Annotated in this window: 12 protein-coding genes; 5 read left to right on the top strand and 7 right to left on the bottom strand. The window is 71.8% G+C overall.

The genetic code is table 11. The features are described 5' to 3' along the window. Positions 1–89: 89 nt before the first annotated feature. Both ACWCQ1_RS41690 and ACWCQ1_RS41685 read right to left on the bottom strand, forming a co-directional pair. The gene (locus tag ACWCQ1_RS41690; RefSeq protein ID WP_358594010.1) at positions 90–617 is read right to left on the bottom strand and encodes a COG4315 family predicted lipoprotein; all 528 of its coding nucleotides are present in this window, start codon (positions 615–617) and stop codon (positions 90–92) included. Between the two features lie 130 nt (positions 618–747). Next, a complete protein-coding gene (locus tag ACWCQ1_RS41685) occupies positions 748–1,239 on the bottom strand; it encodes a MarR family winged helix-turn-helix transcriptional regulator (protein ID WP_358594012.1) in 492 nt (163 codons plus the stop codon). Between the two features lie 245 nt (positions 1,240–1,484). Here ACWCQ1_RS41685 and ACWCQ1_RS41680 point away from each other — a divergent pair, with 245 nt between their 5' ends. Continuing rightward, positions 1,485–2,303, top strand: a complete 819-nt coding sequence (locus tag ACWCQ1_RS41680) for a lysozyme (protein WP_358594014.1) — start codon at positions 1,485–1,487, stop codon at positions 2,301–2,303. A gap of 67 nt (positions 2,304–2,370) precedes the next feature. Here the strand turns inward: ACWCQ1_RS41680 and lon are convergent, their stop codons facing one another. The 5 genes from lon to ACWCQ1_RS41655 all read right to left on the bottom strand — a co-directional run bounded on the left by lon (position 2,371) and on the right by ACWCQ1_RS41655 (position 10,605). After that, a complete protein-coding gene (gene lon / locus ACWCQ1_RS41675) occupies positions 2,371–4,785 on the bottom strand; it encodes an endopeptidase La (protein ID WP_358594016.1) in 2,415 nt (804 codons plus the stop codon). 174 nt (positions 4,786–4,959) lie between these two features. Beyond that, positions 4,960–5,745: a rhomboid-like protein gene (locus tag ACWCQ1_RS41670; protein WP_451028802.1), complete on the bottom strand. Its 786-nt coding sequence runs from the start codon at positions 5,743–5,745 to the stop codon at positions 4,960–4,962. Positions 5,746–5,886: 141 nt separating this feature from the next. After that, positions 5,887–6,300: a hypothetical protein gene (locus ACWCQ1_RS41665; protein ID WP_451028801.1), complete on the bottom strand. Its 414-nt coding sequence runs from the start codon at positions 6,298–6,300 to the stop codon at positions 5,887–5,889. Continuing rightward, entirely contained in the window at positions 6,297–6,671 is a 375-nt protein-coding gene (locus ACWCQ1_RS41660; RefSeq protein ID WP_358594020.1) for a cupin domain-containing protein, read from the bottom strand. The genes ACWCQ1_RS41665 and ACWCQ1_RS41660 overlap by 4 nt, the downstream gene beginning before the upstream one ends. Before the next feature lie 76 nt (positions 6,672–6,747). Next, complete coding sequence (locus ACWCQ1_RS41655) at positions 6,748–10,605, bottom strand: ATP-binding protein (RefSeq protein WP_451028800.1); 3,858 nt, start codon at positions 10,603–10,605, stop codon at positions 6,748–6,750. Between the two features lie 139 nt (positions 10,606–10,744). Between ACWCQ1_RS41655 and ACWCQ1_RS41650 the strand changes: the two genes are divergently transcribed. The 4 genes from ACWCQ1_RS41650 (at position 10,745) to ACWCQ1_RS41635 (ending at position 17,498) form a co-directional block, all read left to right on the top strand. Continuing rightward, a complete protein-coding gene (locus tag ACWCQ1_RS41650) occupies positions 10,745–11,422 on the top strand; it encodes a spermine/spermidine synthase domain-containing protein (protein WP_451028799.1) in 678 nt (225 codons plus the stop codon). Between the two features lie 143 nt (positions 11,423–11,565). Continuing rightward, entirely contained in the window at positions 11,566–12,303 is a 738-nt protein-coding gene (locus tag ACWCQ1_RS41645; protein ID WP_451028798.1) for a response regulator transcription factor, read from the top strand. Continuing rightward, the gene (locus ACWCQ1_RS41640) at positions 12,300–13,412 is read left to right on the top strand and encodes a HAMP domain-containing sensor histidine kinase (RefSeq protein ID WP_358594026.1); all 1,113 of its coding nucleotides are present in this window, start codon (positions 12,300–12,302) and stop codon (positions 13,410–13,412) included. Before ACWCQ1_RS41645 ends, ACWCQ1_RS41640 begins: the two co-directional genes overlap by 4 nt. A gap of 291 nt (positions 13,413–13,703) precedes the next feature. Beyond that, positions 13,704–17,498 (top strand): multifunctional oxoglutarate decarboxylase/oxoglutarate dehydrogenase thiamine pyrophosphate-binding subunit/dihydrolipoyllysine-residue succinyltransferase subunit, encoded by a 3,795-nt coding sequence (locus ACWCQ1_RS41635; RefSeq protein ID WP_451028797.1) that lies wholly within the window; start codon positions 13,704–13,706, stop codon positions 17,496–17,498. Positions 17,499–17,544: the final 46 nt, after the last annotated feature.

Genomic DNA, 17,544 nt, shown 5'->3' with positions numbered 1-17,544 from the left:
GCATCCGCAGCGAGAAGGGCATCCGCTGGGGCGGACGCCCCCTCGCCACCGCAGCCTGAACGACCCGGCGAACCTATGCGGTCAGAGCACTAGCCGGCCGCACCGGACGCGGTGAGGGTGTGCCACTGGCCGTCCTTTCCCTGGCCGTTGGTCTGGCCGGCCGCGGTGTCGCCGACGTAGCGGTACAAGGGCCAGCCGGCCAGGGTGAGTTGCTTCTGGCCGTTGCGGTGGACGGTGCCCAGCAGGCTCTGCCGGACGCCCTGGGTGCGTACGGAGTCCTGCACGATGACGGGCAGCCAGGTCTTCACGCAGGCGCCGGAGCAGGTCCACTTGGACGGGTTCGGCTCGTCCTTGGCGTAGCGGTAGAGGGTCATCCCGTTGCCGTCGGTGACCACACCGTCCGCGCCGCGCACGGTGATCGTGACCGCGTTCCCGGCGGCGGGCGCGGTGGTCGCGGGAGCCGGCGTGGCGGTGACGGCCGGTGTGACGGGCGCGGCCGAGGTGACCGGGGCGGCCGGGGCCGTGGCGGAGGCGTCGGTGGAGGAGTCGCACGCCGCCAGCAGGAACGCGGATGCGAGACCTGCGACCGAAGCGAGGACGATGCGGTGCGGGATCACGGGGTTGCCCTTCCTGGGGGGAGTCGCCGTTCGAGTCACTCCCTAGGTACGGGGGGCGGCTCCCGCCCTCTCAGCGGCCGGTGTCACATGACGCACTCTTGACCACCGGCCGCGCCCGGGTCCGCCCCGGCTACTTCTCCATGCCCCGGTTCAACTGCGCCAGCAGCCGCGCCAGTTCCGCCACCTCGCCGCGGTCCCAGTGGGAGAGCTGGCTGACGTAGCGGGCGCGGCGGGCGTCGCGGACCTTGGTCACCCGCCGGTGCCCCTCCTCCGTGAGGTGGACCAGCCAGGCGCGGCCGTCGGCCGGGTCGGGCTCGCGGGCGACCAGGCCGAGCTCCTCCAGGGCGCGCAGCTGACGGGACATGGTGGCCTTGCCGACGCCGATGTACGCCGCGAGTTCGGTGGCGCGCTGGCGGCCGTACTCGTCCAGGCGGATGAGCAGGCCGTACGCCGCCGACTCCAGGTCGGGGTGGACCTCGCGGGCCATCTCGCCCTGGTTGGCGCGGGCGCGCCGGAACAGGATCGTCAGCTCCCGCTCCAAGGACAGGTACTCCGGGTCCGCACCGCTCGACGTCAGTCCCGAGGAGCCCCGGACCTCGTCCCCGTTTACGCCTTCGTGCACGTCAGCCCCTGCCTCGGTTTCCCGTTCGTGAAAGTTTCCGCCAAAACCCGCCGTCACCGCAGCTCCGTCAGTATTTCGCAGGGCTAGACCAACGGCAGCCTCCGGCCCCTCTTCACACCCCCGGTTCTACGTGCGTAGCTTCGTTGCAGGCCCGCACTGGCATGCGCACGCCAGCGTCGGCGGCCCTTCACACGGCACCCCAGCGCTCCCCCCACCGAGCATCACCGAGCCTTCGGAGGCACGCCATGCCCGTGCACAGACCCGGACCGGTCCGTCCCCGGCGCCTCTTCCTCGCCGGGCTTCTGCTCACCGCCCTCTCCCTCGTCCTCGCCGGCCCGGCCGACGCGGCCACGAAGCCGGCCCGTGGCACCGCGCACATGGGCATGGGCGTCCTGGCGCACGACGGCCGGGCCGGCGCTCCGGCCGCCACCGCCGTCGCTCAGACCGAGGGCGTGGACGTCTCCGGCCACCAGGGCAACGTGGCCTGGTCGACCCTGTGGAGCAGCGGGGTCAGATGGGCCTACACCAAGGCCACGGAAGGCACGTACTACACCAACCCGTACTTCGCCCAGCAGTACAACGGCTCGTACAACGTGGGCATGATCCGCGGCGCGTACCACTTCGCCACCCCCGACACCACCGGCGGCGCGACCCAGGCGAACTACTTCGTCGACCACGGGGGCGGCTGGTCCGCGGACGGCAGGACCCTTCCCGGGGCCCTGGACATCGAGTGGAACCCCTACGGCGCCGAGTGCTACGGCAAGTCGCAGAGCGCGATGGTGAGCTGGATCGCGGACTTCCTGAACACCTACAGGTCCCGCACCGGCCGGGACGCCGTCATCTACACCGCCACCAGCTGGTGGAGCGACTGCACCGGCAACTACGCCGGGTTCGGGTCGAGCAACCCGCTGTGGATCGCCCGCTACGCGTCGGACCCGGGGACGCTGCCGGCGGGATGGCCGTACTACACGATGTGGCAGTACACCTCCTCCGGCCCGACCGTCGGCGACCACGACAAGTTCAACGGGGCGCTGGACCGGGTGCAGGCCCTGGCCAACGGGTGACGTGACGTACGACGAAGGCCCGGGCCTCCCTCACGGGACCCGGGCCTTGCCTGTCCGGCAGCGTCCGTCACGCCGCTACCGGAACCTCCGACTCCGCGTCGCTCGTGGCGGGCGCGAGGGCCAGCTCCAGGACCTGACGGACGTCCGTGACGGTGTGGACGTCCAGCTTGTCCAGCACCTCCGCGGGCACGTCGTCCAGGTCGGGTTCGTTGCGCTTGGGGATGATGACGGTCGTCACCCCGGCGCGGTGCGCGGCGAGCAGCTTCTGCTTCACGCCGCCGATGGGCAGGACCCGGCCGGTCAGCGAGACCTCACCGGTCATCGCCACGTCCGTGCGGACCAGACGGCCGGAGAGCAGCGACGCCAGGGCCGTCGTCATCGTGACACCGGCGCTCGGACCGTCCTTCGGCACCGCGCCCGCCGGGAAGTGGATGTGCACGCCGCGGTCCTTGAGGTCCGCGACCGGCAGCTCCAGTTCCGCGCCGTGCGAACGGAGGAAGGACAGGGCGATCTGCGCGCTCTCCTTCATCACGTCGCCCAGCTGACCGGTGAGGGTCAGGCCCGCGCCGCCCGTCTCCGGGTCCGCGAGAGACGCCTCGACGAACAGCACGTCGCCGCCCGCGCCGGTCACCGCGAGGCCGGTGGCCACACCGGGCACCGCGGTACGGCGCTCGGCCGGGTCCTGGGCGGACTCGGGCACGTGGTGCGGCCGCCCGATCAGCGCCCGCAGGTCCTCGTCCCTGATGGTGAACGGCAGCTCCCGCTCGCCCAGTTCGTGCTGCGCCGCGACCTTGCGGAGCAGCCGGGCGATCGAGCGCTCCAGGGTGCGCACGCCCGCCTCGCGGGTGTACTCGCCGGCGAGCTTGCGCAGCGCGCTCTCCTCGAGGGTGACCTCGCCCTTGTCGATGCCGGCCCGCTCCAGCTGGCGCGGGAGCAGGTGGTCACGGGCGATGACGACCTTCTCGTCCTCGGTGTAGCCGTCCAGGCGGACCAGCTCCATACGGTCCAGCAGCGCCTCCGGGATGGCTTCCAGGACGTTCGCCGTCGCGAGGAACACGACGTCGCTCAGGTCGAGTTCGACCTCCAGGTAGTGGTCGCGGAAGGTGTGGTTCTGCGCCGGGTCGAGGACCTCGAGCAGGGCGGCCGCCGGGTCGCCCCGGAAGTCGGAGCCCACCTTGTCGATCTCGTCGAGCAGGACGACCGGGTTCATCGAACCGGCCTCCTTGATCGCCCGGACGATCCGGCCGGGCAGCGCGCCGACGTACGTACGGCGGTGACCGCGGATCTCGGCCTCGTCGCGCACACCGCCGAGGGCGACGCGGACGAACTTGCGGCCCATGGCGTGGGCGACCGACTCACCGAGCGAGGTCTTGCCGACACCGGGCGGGCCGACGAGCGCGAGGACGGCACCGCCGCGGCGCCCGCCGATGACACCGAGGCCCCGGTCGCTACGGCGCTTGCGCACCGCCAGGTACTCGGTGATCCGCTCCTTCACGTCCTCCAGGCCGGAGTGCTCGGCGTCCAGGACCGCCTTGGCGCCCTGGATGTCGTACGCGTCCTCGGTCCGCTCGTTCCAGGGGAGTTCGAGGACGGTGTCCAGCCATGTCCGGATCCACGAGCCCTCGGGCGACTGGTCGCTGGACCGCTCCAGCTTGTCGACCTCCTTGAGGGCGGCTTCCCGCACCTTCTCCGGCAGGTCGGCGGCCTCCACACGGGCGCGGTAGTCGTCGGACTCCTCACCGTCCTTCTCGCCGTTCAGCTCGCGCAGTTCCTTGCGGACGGCCTCCAGCTGGCGGCGGAGCAGGAACTCGCGCTGCTGCTTGTCGACGCCCTCCTGGACGTCCTTGGCGATGGTCTCGGCGACGTCCTGCTCGGCCAGGTGGTCGCGCAGGTGCTGGGTGGCGAGCTTGAGACGGGCGACCGGGTCGGCGGTCTCCAGCAGCTCGATCTTCTGTTCGGTGGTCAGGAAGGGGGAGTAACCGGAGTTGTCGGCGAGCTGGGACACGTCGTCGATGGCCTGGACGCGGTCCACGACCTGCCAGGCGCCGCGCTTGCGCAGCCAGGCGGTGGCGAGGGCCTTGTACTCCTTGACCAGTTCGGTGACGTGGCCGGGCAGAGGCTCGGGCACGGTCTCGTCGATGCGCGTGCCCTCGACCCACAGCGCCGCGCCCGGTCCGGTGGTGCCGGCGCCGATCTTGACGCGGCCGCGACCGCGGATCAGGGCGCCGGGGTCGCCGTCGGCGAGGCGGCCGACCTGCTCGACGGTGCCGAGCACGCCGGTGCCGGGGTAGGTGCCGTCGACGCGCGGGACCAGGAGCACCCTGGGCTTGCCCGGCTCGGAGCGGGCGGCGGCCTGGGCGGCCTCCACCGCTGCGCGTACGTCGGCGTCGTTCAGGTCCAGCGGAACCACCATTCCGGGCAGCACGACCTCGTCGTCGAGCGGCAGCACTGGGAGGGTGAGCGGTGTGGACGTCGAAGCCATGATCTCCCTTTCGGCAGTCAAGTTGAGCTATGCCGACTCAATGCGCGGCGCGCCACGGATGTTCCCGGGTTCGCGCGTCGTTCGCTGTGGGCGATCAGGGCTGGATCAGGACTGGATCAGGGCTGAGGGACAGCGCAGGATCAGGACTGGGGACAACACGGCTTCGTGTGCTGGTCACGCGGGCTGAAGCCGGCCGCTTCGCTCGCGGTGCCAGCGGCGGATCAGGGGCCAGGTGGTGATCCCTATCGTCAGGGAGATCAGATGGCCCCAGTCCGTCATCGGGTCCGTGAACGCGCTCAGGTCCTCAAGGAGCATGCCGGCGAAGACGGTGAGCATCGGCCAGCGCACCCACGGCGGGAGCAGCCCCGCCAGGGCGCCCACGCTGGTGGCCACGCCGAAGCTGATGCCGTAGTCCAGGCGGTGCAGCGAGCTGTCGGGCAGATGTCCGGCCAGCACGGCGACGCCCACGGTGCCCTCGGTGGCGAGGGTGGCCAGTATGTGGCCCAGCAGGAAGACGACCGCCGTGCGCGCCCCGCCCAGCCGCCGCTCCAGCGCGGTAAGCACCAGCAGGAAGCAGATCACGTACGGCGAGGTGAACCCGCCCGCGACCCACAGCGCACTCGCGATCAGTACCTGCACGGGCGTGCGCAGCAGGTGCGCCACGTCCGTGCTGGAGGCCTGGTAGAGGGCGTGGCGCAGGGAGGGTGAGGCACAGGTGGCGACCGTCGAGGTGACGGCCAGCAGCACCGCGTAACCGAAGGTGAACGGCGTGCCGGTGGGGGTGGGGAGAATGCGCCGGACACGGAGGGCGCGGGGCCGGGACGGCGGTGCCGGTACCGGTACCGGCACCGCGGGTGCGGTGGCCGCGCAGCGCTGACGTGGCAGGCCGTCCAGCAGGTCGGAGACCTCGGGAAGAGGCGCGGCCGAGGACGTCGGGCCGGCCGCCGCGGTGTGCTCCACGTGAGGTGCTCCTTCCGTTTCCCCCACCTTTCGGGCCCCCACGGGCAACTGTCCATGACGGACGCCACATCCAGGCCGATTCTCAGCGCCTTCTCAGCGTGTTGACGAACTTCTCACAGCCACCGTACGGTCCCCCGGCGTTCACGGACGCAGCAGGCTCACCTCCCTCGCGTGCGCCTCCTGCGTCGCCGGATCCCAGTCGCCCGTGCAGTACACGGACGCCTCGCCGATGGCCCCGTCACGGATCTCGGCGCGCATCAACTCCCGGCAGTACCAGGTGCCTTGCCCGTCCTCCCAGCTCTCCTCGAACTCCAGCACAAGGCCGGTGGGAGTCGGGTCGACCCGATAGCGGGGCACCGTGCCGAGGAAGGGGTGACTGCGGCGGCGAAGAGCGACTAGTTCGTCGCGGCCCCGGGACTGCAGCCGCCACTGCGGGACCGTCAGATCGAGGAGGACGTCGTCGGTGAACAGCCCGTCGGGGGCGGTGTTGGTCTCCAGGAACCGTACGAAGAGCTCGGCGAGTTCCTTGACGCGGGTGTCGGTCTGCGTGCTCATGGCCGCGCTCCCTCGAGGTTGCCGGCGACGACCGCCATCGTGGCGTTCAGCTCGGCGGTGGGACTGAACTCGACGATCTCGGTTCCGGCGAAGACGAGGGGCAGATGCCCAGGGGCGCCGTAGTAGGCGTCACCGGCGTGGAAGACCTCGTCGTGGTCGGCGTACCGGAAGACCAGCTTTCCGGTGAGGACCTGGCCCCAGTGCGGGCACTGGCAGCGGTCGTCGGGCAGACCCCGGAACAGGGGCGCGGGGTCCATGTCCTGCTTCACGGTCTCGTAGCCGACGGTGTAGGGCCCGACCTGGGCGTACCGGCCCTCCATGACCGGCTCGTCCATCTGGAGCTCCGCCTCCGCCTTGGATGTGCGTGGCATGGTGTCCGCCTTCCTTCGTCGTGGTCGCTTCCACACAGAAGGCGTGAGGTCGCGCGGCACGATGTGCGGCGGTGTCTCACAGCTCCCAGGCCGGCGGGTCCTCGGGCCGGTAGACGCAGAGGGTGCCGGTGCGCAGGGCGGTCTCCAGATGCCGCCCGAGCTCGGGATGCACTTCGGCGATCCGGCGTACGGCGGCCCGGACGCGCGCGGTGACGGCGGTGCGGGCGCGTTCGGCGGGGGATCCGGTACGACGGACCCGGCCGCCGATGCCGTACGCGGCGGCGAGCTGTGCCACGAGGGCGTCCCGCTCGACGGCGATCCGAGCGGAGTGGTCGGCGTCCCCGGCGGCGTCGGCGTCCCGCGCCTCCTCCTCCAACTCGTGCAGCCTGCGCCGGTACGCGGTCCGTGCGGTGGCGTCGATGACCTCGCCGGTGTCGCCCTCGGGGTGGAGGCCGTCCACCGGCTCTCCGGGCACACCGGACACCCCCGGCGAAGCCAGCTCCACGGCCGGGACGGGAGTGCCGGGACGGGCGAGCAGGACGGCGATGTCACGCAGCCCCTTGCTGTCGGGCAGCCGCACGTCACGCCCCGCGTAACGGAGATGCCAGAGGGGACCTTCGCGACGGAAGAGGGGGGTGACGGGAGGGGCGGGGGGAGCGGCGGCCAGAGGGGGGTGCGGAGGGGCGTCGCGATGGGTGTGCGGAGGGGTGTCCCGATGGATGTGCGGAGGTGCTGCCTCCCGAAGGATGTGCGGAGGTGCATCCCGAGGGGGCGTCCGGGACGCTCCGGCCACCGCGCCGCCCACGGATGCACCGCCGGCCGCGTCGCGCACCGCGGGGCCGCGCGGTGTACCGCTGGCCGCGTCCTCCACCACGCTGCCGACGGATGCACCGCCGGCCGCTTCGGCCGCCGTGCCGCCGGACACAACGCCGCCCGCACCGGGCACCCCGCCGCCCGATGCATCGCTGGTCGCCTCGTCCACCATGCCGCCACCGAACACGCCGCTGGCGGCTGCACCGCTGGCCGCACCGGCCACCCCGCCTCCGCCGGACGTGCCGCCCAGGACCTCGTTCACCGCGCCCCCGGCGGACGCACCGCTGGTCGCCCCGGCCGTCACGCCACCGGATGTACCGCCGATCACCTCCTCCACCGCGCCGACCCCGGACACACCGCCCCTTGCCCCGTCAACCGCGCTCGCGGCACCGCTCGCCCCGCCCGCTCCCTCGCCGCCGCTCCCCCGCGCACTGGCCCCCGCAGAAGCCGCCCCCGCCCCGCCCACTTCCCCATAGCCCGTCCGCCGCGCACCGGACCCCGCCGCCGACCCCGCCCCCGTCTCGCATCGGATCCGGTCGGCCAGGGTCGCCGCGCCCGTCGTCTCGGCGGACCGTAGTGCGGCCTCCCGGTGGGCCTGGGCTCGGTGGTCGTCGCCCATGGCCGCCGCCAGCAGGGCGAGGTGGCGGTCGACGGGGCCGCGTACCGCCGCGCCGATGCCCTCGACCACGTACAGGCCGGCGTAGGGGGCGAGGAGGTCGTAGAGCGCGGAGGCGGAGGGGTGGGAGCCGGTCGCGGCGACCGTCTCCGCGGCCTGGGCCACCATCGGCAGCCACTCGCTGTCGCGGGGTGCCGTGCCGAGGTGGGGTGCCACCGCAGACAGACGGCGCGCGGCCTCCTCCAGGCGGCCGAACTGCGCGGCGACAAGCGCGAGCGACACCCGTGGCCACAGACCGGGGAGGTGGTCGAGGGGCGGCATCACGGCGAGGAGCCGCGTCATGCCGTCGAGGTCGCCCGTGTCGGTGTACAGACACCAGCGCTGGGTGCCGGCGAGCAGCGCCGCGTTGGCGCTGCCGGCCTCGCGGCCGAGTGCCTCCACCTCGTCGAGGGCGGCCGCGCAGTCGTCGTAACGGCCCTCCATCAGGGCGCGCGAGCCGCGCCACAGCGGCACGTACCAGGCGTACAGGGGCCGCCGCAGCGGTCGTACGACGGCCTCGTACGCCGTCACCTCCGCGTCGGCCGCCGCGAACGCGCCCGTCTCCGTCAGGGCCACCAACCGCAGCCGCCGGCCGAGGAGTTCGAGGACAGGGTCGCGCAGATCGCGGGCGGTCGTCACGATCCGCGCGGACCAGGCGAGCCGGTCGCGGCAGTGGTCGGGACCGGAGAGGGCGTCGCAGAGGGCGGCGAGGGCCGGTCCGAGAACCGCCGGGTCACCCGTCTCCTCGGCGAGACGGACGGCTTCCTCGGCGAGGGCGACCCGATGCTCCTCGGTCTCGACCAGCCCGCCGGCGAGCGACAGACGGGCGGTGACGGCGGCCCGGAGACCGGCGTGCGCGGGCTCGCCGGCCACCGCCTCCCGCGCCTCGACCAGCAGGTCGACCTGTTCCCGGTCCGAAAGGTCCACCTCGAACCCCACGGGCCCCGTCCCCAGTCCGAGCGCGGCCCGCGCCAGCAGGTCCCCCCGTCCGAGCTCCCGTGCCACCCGCGCCGCCCGCAGCAACGCCTCCCGGGCGGCCCCCGGCTCCCCGGCCCCGAACCGAGCGGTCCCGAGCCCGATCAACACCTCGGCGAACTCGGCCAGTTCACCGCGGGACGCGCCCTCGTCCTCGTCGGTCTCCAGGGCTCCGTGACCCCATGCCTCCACCGCCCGCTCGTACCAGCGCGCCGCGTCCTCGAACGCGTACAGCGCCTCCGCCCGCGCCGCGGCCTCCCGGGCGAACCGGGCTGCCCGCGGGGCGTGTTCGGGGCCGGCGAGGAACAGGTGGTGGGCGACCTCCGCGGGTCCCGTGTCCCGGCCGCGGCGGGCGTAGCCGGCCAGGACGTCGGCGGCGGTGTGGTGCAGGACGGAACGGTCGGCGGGAGTGAGGGTGTCGTACACCGCGTCCCGCAGCAGGTCGTGCCGGAAGGCACCCCGGTCCACCGCCGCCCCGGCCGACAGCCCGGCCTCGGCCGCCTCGCCGAGCAGCGCCCGCACCTCCGCCAACGGCACCTCCGCCGTCTCGGCCAGCACGTCCAGCCGGAACCGCGTGCCGAGCACCGCGGCGACGTCCAGCACGCGTGCCGCCCGCGGTGACAGATCCGCCAACCGCTCCTGTACGGCGGCCCGTACGGTGACGGAGGACGCGCAGGTACCGTCGACGGCCGGGGGAACACTCCAACCCCCGGTCCTGAGCGACTCGGTGACGAAGAAGGCCTCACCACCGGTGCGTTGGACGAAGGACCGCAGCGCATCCCCCTCCGGGACCTCCCCCGTCACCGCCTCGACCAGCTCCGCGACGTCCCGCTCCCCCAACGGCCCGACCCTCAACACCCGTCCCCGCCGCAGCAGTTGCCCCCACACCCACCCCCGCTCCTCCCACCCGGCCCCACCCGCACGTGCCGGTCGCCGGTCCCGCCACGCCACCCCCTCCTCCCTGGTGGTGGTCAGCAGCAGGACCGGCAGGGTGCGGGTGGCGTCGGACGTTTCCAGGAGGAGGCGGAGCGAGGACGCGTCGGCGGCGTGGAGGTCGTCCAGGACGAGGAGCAGGGGTCGGGAGCGGGCGGCCGTGGCGAGGAGGTCGGTCAGGTCGCCGGTGAGGCGCAGCCGGGCCGCCTCGGGGTCCGCGCCGCGCAGGGCGCCGGGCCCGGACCCGGCGACCAGCGCCCACAGCGGCGGCGACGCGGTGACCAGCCGCCCGCAGGCCGCGTCGTCCGCGACCAGCTCCCGCACCAGCCGTGACCAGGGGCGGAACGCCCGACCGGCGGTCTGCGGCGGGCACCAGGTCCACAGCGTGCGGAACCCGTCGGCGCGCGCGGTGGCCTCCTCCGCCGTACGCGTCTTGCCCGCCCCGGCCGGTCCCGTCAGCGTGACCAGTCCGCCCCGGCCCGCCGCCGCCCGGTCCAGGGCGGCACGGAGTTCCCCCAGCACGTCCTCGCGTCCCACGAACGGGTACTTCGCGGTCATGGCGGCAACCACCACGCTCTTCCACAGGTCCGCCAGGGCTCTTCCCGGGCCGTCCGTGCTTCGAGCGTAGGCACCGTGGTGTGCGGCAGCCACCCGTAATGCGCCCGGCCGTCGGCACCGGTTCGTGCAGGATGGGTCCATGACCACCTCCTACGACACTCCTGTGGTCCTGGACCGTCGCGAGGGCCCGTACGGCGAGGTCGTGCTGCGCCGGCACGGCGAGTTGCTGCAGATCATCGCCAACGGCTGCTTCCTCATGGACACCTCGGACGGCCGCTCGGAACGGCTGCTCGTCGACGCCGCGCTGCGGGCCCTGGACGCCCGCGGGAACCCGGCCGTGCTGATCGGCGGCCTCGGCGTCGGTTTCTCCCTCGCCCACGCCGCGGCGGATCCGCGCTGGGGCGCGATCACCGTCGTGGAACGGGAACCGGCCGTCATCGACTGGCACTGTGACGGTCCGCTCGCGGGCATCTCCGCGCGGGCCCTGGCGGATCCCCGTACCGAGATCGTGGAAGCGGATCTGCTGACATTCCTGCGTGAGACATCCGCCACGTACGACGCCCTGTGCCTGGACATCGACAACGGACCCGACTGGACTGTCACGGAGGGCAACGACGGCCTGTACGCGCGGGCCGGACTCGCAAGCTGCGCAAGGGTGTTGAAACCCGGCGGGGTGCTCGCGGTGTGGTCGGCACAGCCCTCTCCGGAATTTGAAGGAACACTGTGGAATGCCGGGTTCCAACAGGTGCGTACCGAAGAGATCCCGGTTGCCCGGGGCGTTCCCGACGTCGTGCATCTCGGCGTCCGACCTGGATAGCCGAGGGACGGTCACTCCCCGTACGCTGCTTCCCTGACGCAGATCATTCAAGCGTCAATCGCAAGCATGCGCAGGCACAGCCAGGCATAGCCAGTCAGAAGGAATGACCCCACGCATTCCGGAAAGCAACTCAGGGGCGGGCGATGGAGCAGACCCACACATCCCACAACGGCACGACGGCGACCCCGGGCGCACAACGCCGGGTCCTGGTGGTCGAGGACGACCCGACCATCGTGGACGCCATCGCGGCCCGCCTGCGCGCCGAGGGTTTCCTCGTGCAGACCGCGGGTGACGGCCCGGCCGCCGTCGACACCGCCGAGGCCTGGCAGCCCGATCTGCTGATCCTCGACATCATGCTGCCCGGCTTCGACGGACTGGAGGTCTGCCGTCGTGTGCAGGCCGCCCGCCCGGTGCCGGTGCTGATGCTCACAGCGCGCGACGACGAGACCGACATGCTGGTCGGACTCGGCGTCGGCGCCGACGACTACATGACCAAGCCGTTCTCCATGCGGGAGCTGGCCGCACGGGTGCACGTCCTGCTGCGGCGCGTCGAGCGGGCCGCGCTGGCCGCCGCGACACCGAGAAACGGCATCCTGCGGCTCGGCGAGCTGGAGATCGACCACGCGCAGCGGCGGGTACGGGTCCGCAGCGAGGACGTCCACCTCACGCCGACCGAGTTCGACCTGCTGGTGTGCCTCGCCAACACGCCCCGCGCGGTGCTCTCCCGGGAGCAGCTGCTGGCGGAGGTGTGGGACTGGGCGGACGCCTCCGGCACCCGGACCGTGGACAGCCACATCAAGGCGCTGCGCCGGAAGATCGGCGCCGAGCGGATCCGCACGGTGCACGGCGTGGGCTACGCGCTGGAGACCCCGACGCCATGAGTGACGGGCCGGCCGCACGGAGAGGCCCCGGGGAGCCCGAACCCTGGGGCGGTCTGCGCCCGTTCTCGATCAAGACCAAGCTGGGCGCACTGGTCGTCATCGCGGTCCTCATCACCACCGGGCTGATGATGATCGCCATGCGCACGGCGACGGAGCTGCGCTTCATCACGGTCTTCTCGATGATCGCCACACTGCTCATCACGCAGTTCGTGGCACATTCGCTCACCGCGCCGCTGGACGACATGAACACCGTCGCCCGCTCGATATCGCACGGCGACTACACCCGCCGGGTGCGTGAGAGCCGCCGGGACGAGCTGGGCGACCTCGCCCAGACGATCAACCGCATGGCGGACGACCTGGAGGCCCAGGACCGGCAGCGCAAGGAGCTGGTCGCGAACGTCTCGCACGAGCTGCGCACTCCCATCGCGGGTCTGCGCGCGGTGCTGGAGAACATCGTCGACGGCGTCACGACCGCAGACCCGGAGACCATGCGCACGGCGCTGAAGCAGACCGAGCGGCTCGGGCGGCTGGTGGAGACGCTGCTGGACCTGTCCCGGCTGGACAACGGCGTCGTACCGCTGCGCAAGCGGCGGTTCGAGGTGTGGCCGTACCTCTCGGGCGTGCTGAAGGAGGCCAACATGGCCGTGCCCGCGCGCGCGGGCATCGCCTCGGGCTCCGGCAGCCACACCCGTACGGACGTCCATCTGCACCTCGACGTCACCCCGCCGGAGCTGACCGCGCACGCGGACCCCGAGCGCATCCACCAGGTTGTGGCGAATCTCATCGACAACGCCGTCAAGCACAGCCCGCCGCACGGCCGGGTGACCGTGAAGGCGCGGCGCGGCGCGCTGCCGGAGTCGCTGGAGCTGGAGGTGCTGGACGAGGGTCCGGGCATCCCGCCCTCGGAGTGGCACCGCGTCTTCGAACGCTTCAACCGCGGCGGCGCGGGCGCGTCCAACGGGCAGGGCGGGGACGGCGGTACGGGTCTCGGGCTCGCGATCGCCCGCTGGGCGGTCGATCTGCACGGAGGCCGGATCGGAGTGGCCGAATCCGAGCGGGGTTGCCGGATCCTTGTCACCCTTCCGGGAGAGACATCCGTGCCAAGTTGACGTAAAGTCCGCACCGGAGCCTCAAGATCCACCTGCGTCCGGGCTGACGGACACGTGTGATCAGGCACACGCCCGCACGCACCGCGTGCAGGGCACTCGTCGTCGCACCCCGACACACCTGATTCCCAGCGGAACCACGCTTGTTTCCCGCCATTTCACGGCCCGAAACCCGCTTTGAGATGTGACTTACGCGACGATGACCTTGCTCGGCCTGACCTGACCGGCCATGGGGGCGTAGCCTTTATTTCCGCTGTCCATCACCTTGTGAAGCGGAAGAGGGCGGTTGCCGCCGTGTCGCCACAGTCCCCCAGTAACTCGAGCATCTCGACCGAAGACCAAGCCGGGAAGAACCCCGCTGCCGCGTTCGGTCCGAACGAGTGGCTCGTCGACGAGATCTATCAGCAGTACCTCCAGGACCCGAACTCGGTTGACCGAGCCTGGTGGGACTTCTTCGCCGACTACAAGCCGGGGGCGGCCGCCACCCCGGCTCCCGCGGAGACCACCGCGGCGGCTCCGGCGCCCGCCGCCCCGGCTCCGGCCGCCAAGGCCGCCGTGCCCGCGCCGGCCCCGGCCGCCCCCGCGGCGCCCAAGCCCGCGGCCGCCGCCCCGGCCCCCGCGAAGCCGGCCGCTCCGGCCCCCGCGCCCGCCGCGCCGAAGCCCGCCACCCCGGCTCCGGCCGCCAAGGCGGCGCCCGCCGCCGAGGCCGCCGCCCCGGAGGGCCCGGAGCTGGTGACGCTGCGCGGTCCCGCCGCCGCCGTCGCGAAGAACATGAACGCCTCCCTGGAACTGCCGACCGCCACCTCGGTCCGCGCCGTCCCGGTGAAGCTGCTGTTCGACAACCGCATCGTCATCAACAACCACCTCAAGCGCGCCCGGGGCGGGAAGATCTCCTTCACGCACCTGATCGGCTACGCGATGGTGCAGGCCATCAAGGCCATGCCGTCGATGAACTGGTCGTTCGGCGAGAAGGACGGCAAGCCGACCCTCGTCAAGCCGACGCACGTCAACCTGGGCCTCGCCATCGACCTGGTGAAGCCCAACGGTGACCGCCAGCTCGTCGTGGCCGCCATCAAGAAGGCCGAGACGCTGAACTTCTTCGAGTTCTGGCAGGCCTACGAGGACATCGTCCGTCGCGCCCGCGACAACAAGCTGACGATGGACGACTTCACCGGCGTCACGGTCTCCCTGACCAACCCGGGCGGCCTCGGCACCGTCCACTCCGTGCCGCGTCTGATGCCCGGCCAGTCGGTGATCATGGGCGTCGGCTCCATGGACTACCCGGCGGAGTTCCAGGGCACCAGCCAGGACACCCTGAACAAGCTCGGCATCTCCAAGGTCATGACGCTCACGTCGACCTACGACCACCGGGTGATCCAGGGCGCCGCCTCCGGCGAGTTCCTGCGCGCCGTCGCGAACCTCCTCCTCGGCGAGAACGGCTTCTACGACGACATCTTCGAGGCCCTGCGCATCCCCTACGAGCCGGTCCGCTGGCTCAAGGACATCGACGCCAGCCACGACGACGACGTCACCAAGGCCGCCCGCGTCTTCGAGCTGATCCACTCCTACCGGGTCCGCGGCCATGTCATGGCCGACACCGACCCGCTGGAGTACCGCCAGCGCAAGCACCCCGACCTGGACATCACCGAGCACGGCCTCACCCTGTGGGACCTGGAGCGCGAGTTCGCCGTCGGCGGCTTCGCCGGCAAGTCGATGATGAAGCTGCGCGACATCCTCGGCGTGCTGCGCGACTCGTACTGCCGCACCACCGGCATCGAGTTCATGCACATCCAGGACCCCAAGCAGCGCAAGTGGATCCAGGACCGCGTGGAGCGCGGCCACACCAAGCCGGAGCGCGAGGAGCAGCTGCGCATCCTGCGCCGGCTGAACGCGGCGGAGGCCTTCGAGACCTTCCTGCAGACCAAGTACGTCGGCCAGAAGCGCTTCTCCCTGGAGGGCGGCGAGTCCGTCATCCCGCTGCTGGACGCGGTCCTCGACAGTGCGGCGGAGTCCCGCCTGGACGAGGTCGTCATCGGCATGGCCCACCGCGGCCGGCTGAACGTCCTCGCCAACATCGTCGGCAAGTCGTACGCCCAGATCTTCCGCGAGTTCGAGGGCAACCTCGACCCGAAGTCGATGCACGGCTCCGGCGACGTGAAGTACCACCTGGGCGCCGAGGGCACCTTCACCGGCCTGGACGGCGAGCAGATCAAGGTCTCGCTGGCCGCGAACCCCTCCCACCTGGAGACGGTCGACCCGGTCATCGAGGGCATCACCCGCGCCAAGCAGGACATCATCAACAAGGGCGGTACGGACTTCACCGTCCTGCCGGTCGCCCTGCACGGCGACGCGGCCTTCGCGGGCCAGGGCGTGGTGGCCGAGACCCTGAACATGTCGCAGCTGCGCGGCTACCGCACCGGCGGCACGGTCCACATCGTCATCAACAACCAGGTCGGCTTCACCGCGGCCCCCGAGTCCTCCCGCTCGTCGATGTACGCGACGGACGTGGCGAGGATGATCGAGGCTCCGATCTTCCACGTCAACGGCGACGACCCCGAGGCGGTCGTCCGCGTCGCCCGTCTGGCTTTCGAGTTCCGCCAGGCGTTCAACAAGGACGTGGTGATCGACCTCATCTGCTACCGCCGCCGCGGTCACAACGAGTCGGACAACCCGGCCTTCACCCAGCCGCTGATGTACGACCTGATCGACAAGAAGCGCTCGGTGCGCAAGCTCTACACCGAGTCCCTGATCGGTCGCGGCGACATCACCCTGGAAGAGGCCGAGCAGGCCCTGCAGGACTACCAGGGGCAGCTGGAGAAGGTCTTCACGGAGGTCCGCGAGGCCGTCACCTCCCAGCCGGCCGCCGGCCCGGTGTCGGACCCGCAGGCCGAGTTCCCGGTCGCCGTGAACACCGCGATCTCCACGGAGACCGTGAAGCGGATCGCCGAGTCCCAGGTCAACATCCCCGACAGCTTCCAGGTCCACCCGCGTCTGCTGCCGCAGCTGCAGCGCCGGGCGGCGATGGTCGAGGACGGCACGATCGACTGGGGCATGGGCGAGACGCTCGCCGTGGGGTCGTTGCTGCTGGAAGGCACCCCGGTCCGCCTCTCCGGCCAGGACTCCCAGCGCGGCACCTTCGGCCAGCGCCACGCGGTCCTCATCAACCGCGAGACGGGCGAGGAGTACACCCCGCTGCAGTACCTCGCCGAGGACCAGGCCCGCTACAACGTCTACAACTCCCTGCTCTCCGAGTACGCGGTCATGGGCTTCGAGTACGGCTACTCGCTGGCCCGCCCCGACGCGCTCGTGCTGTGGGAGGCCCAGTTCGGCGACTTCGTCAACGGCGCGCAGACGATCGTCGACGAGTACATCTCGGCGGCGGAGCAGAAGTGGGGCCAGACGTCCGGCGTCACCCTCCTGCTCCCCCACGGCTACGAGGGCCAGGGCCCGGACCACTCGTCCGCCCGCGTCGAGCGCTTCCTCCAGCTGTGCGCCCAGAACAACATGACGGTCGCGATGCCGACCCTCCCGTCGAACTACTTCCACCTCCTGCGGTGGCAGGTGCACAACCCGCACCACAAGCCGCTGGTGGTCTTCACCCCGAAGTCGATGCTGCGTCTGAAGGCCGCCGCGTCGAAGACGGAGGAGTTCACGTCGGGTCAGTTCCGCCCGGTCATCGGCGACTCCACGGTCGACGCGGCCGCGGTCCGCAAGGTCGTCTTCGTGGCGGGCAAGCTGTACTACGACCTGGAGGCCGAGCGCGCCAAGCGCGGCGTCACGGACACCGCGATCATCCGCATCGAGCGGCTGTACCCGCTGCCGGGTGCCGAGCTCCAGGCGGAGATCGCCAAGTACCCGAACGCCGAGAAGTACCTCTGGGCGCAGGAGGAGCCGGCCAACCAGGGCGCCTGGCCGTTCATCGCCCTGAACCTGATCGACCACCTGGACCTGGCGGTCGGCGCGGACATCCCGGCGGGCGAGCGCCTGCGCCGGATCTCCCGCCCGCACAGCTCCTCGCCCGCCGTCGGTTCCGCCAAGCGGCACCAGGCGGAGCAGGAGCAGTTGGTGCGCGAGGTGTTCGAGGCGTAACCGCTCCCGCGGACAGCACGCGGCGGGGCCGCATCCCCTGGTGGGG

The sequence above is a fragment of the Streptomyces sp. NPDC002144 genome (genome assembly GCF_053593695.1).
Note: the sequence above shows the minus strand (reverse complement) of the source record. Positions and strands in the feature narration are given on the sequence as shown.

Bases quoted from the DNA above. Each gene is read 5' to 3' on its own strand.
- ACWCQ1_RS41650 (WP_451028799.1), top strand. From the start codon at position 10,745: ATGACCACCTCCTACGACACTCCTGTGGTCCTGGACCGTCGCGAGGGC.
- lon (WP_358594016.1), bottom strand. From the start codon at position 4,785: ATGGCTTCGACGTCCACACCGCTCACCCTCCCAGTGCTGCCGCTCGAC.
- ACWCQ1_RS41655 (WP_451028800.1), bottom strand. From the start codon at position 10,605: ATGACCGCGAAGTACCCGTTCGTGGGACGCGAGGACGTGCTGGGGGAA.
- ACWCQ1_RS41640 (WP_358594026.1), top strand. From the start codon at position 12,300: ATGAGTGACGGGCCGGCCGCACGGAGAGGCCCCGGGGAGCCCGAACCC.
- ACWCQ1_RS41665 (WP_451028801.1), bottom strand. From the start codon at position 6,300: ATGAGCACGCAGACCGACACCCGCGTCAAGGAACTCGCCGAGCTCTTC.
- ACWCQ1_RS41645 (WP_451028798.1), top strand. From the start codon at position 11,566: ATGGAGCAGACCCACACATCCCACAACGGCACGACGGCGACCCCGGGC.
- ACWCQ1_RS41660 (WP_358594020.1), bottom strand. From the start codon at position 6,671: ATGCCACGCACATCCAAGGCGGAGGCGGAGCTCCAGATGGACGAGCCG.
- ACWCQ1_RS41680 (WP_358594014.1), top strand. From the start codon at position 1,485: ATGCCCGTGCACAGACCCGGACCGGTCCGTCCCCGGCGCCTCTTCCTC.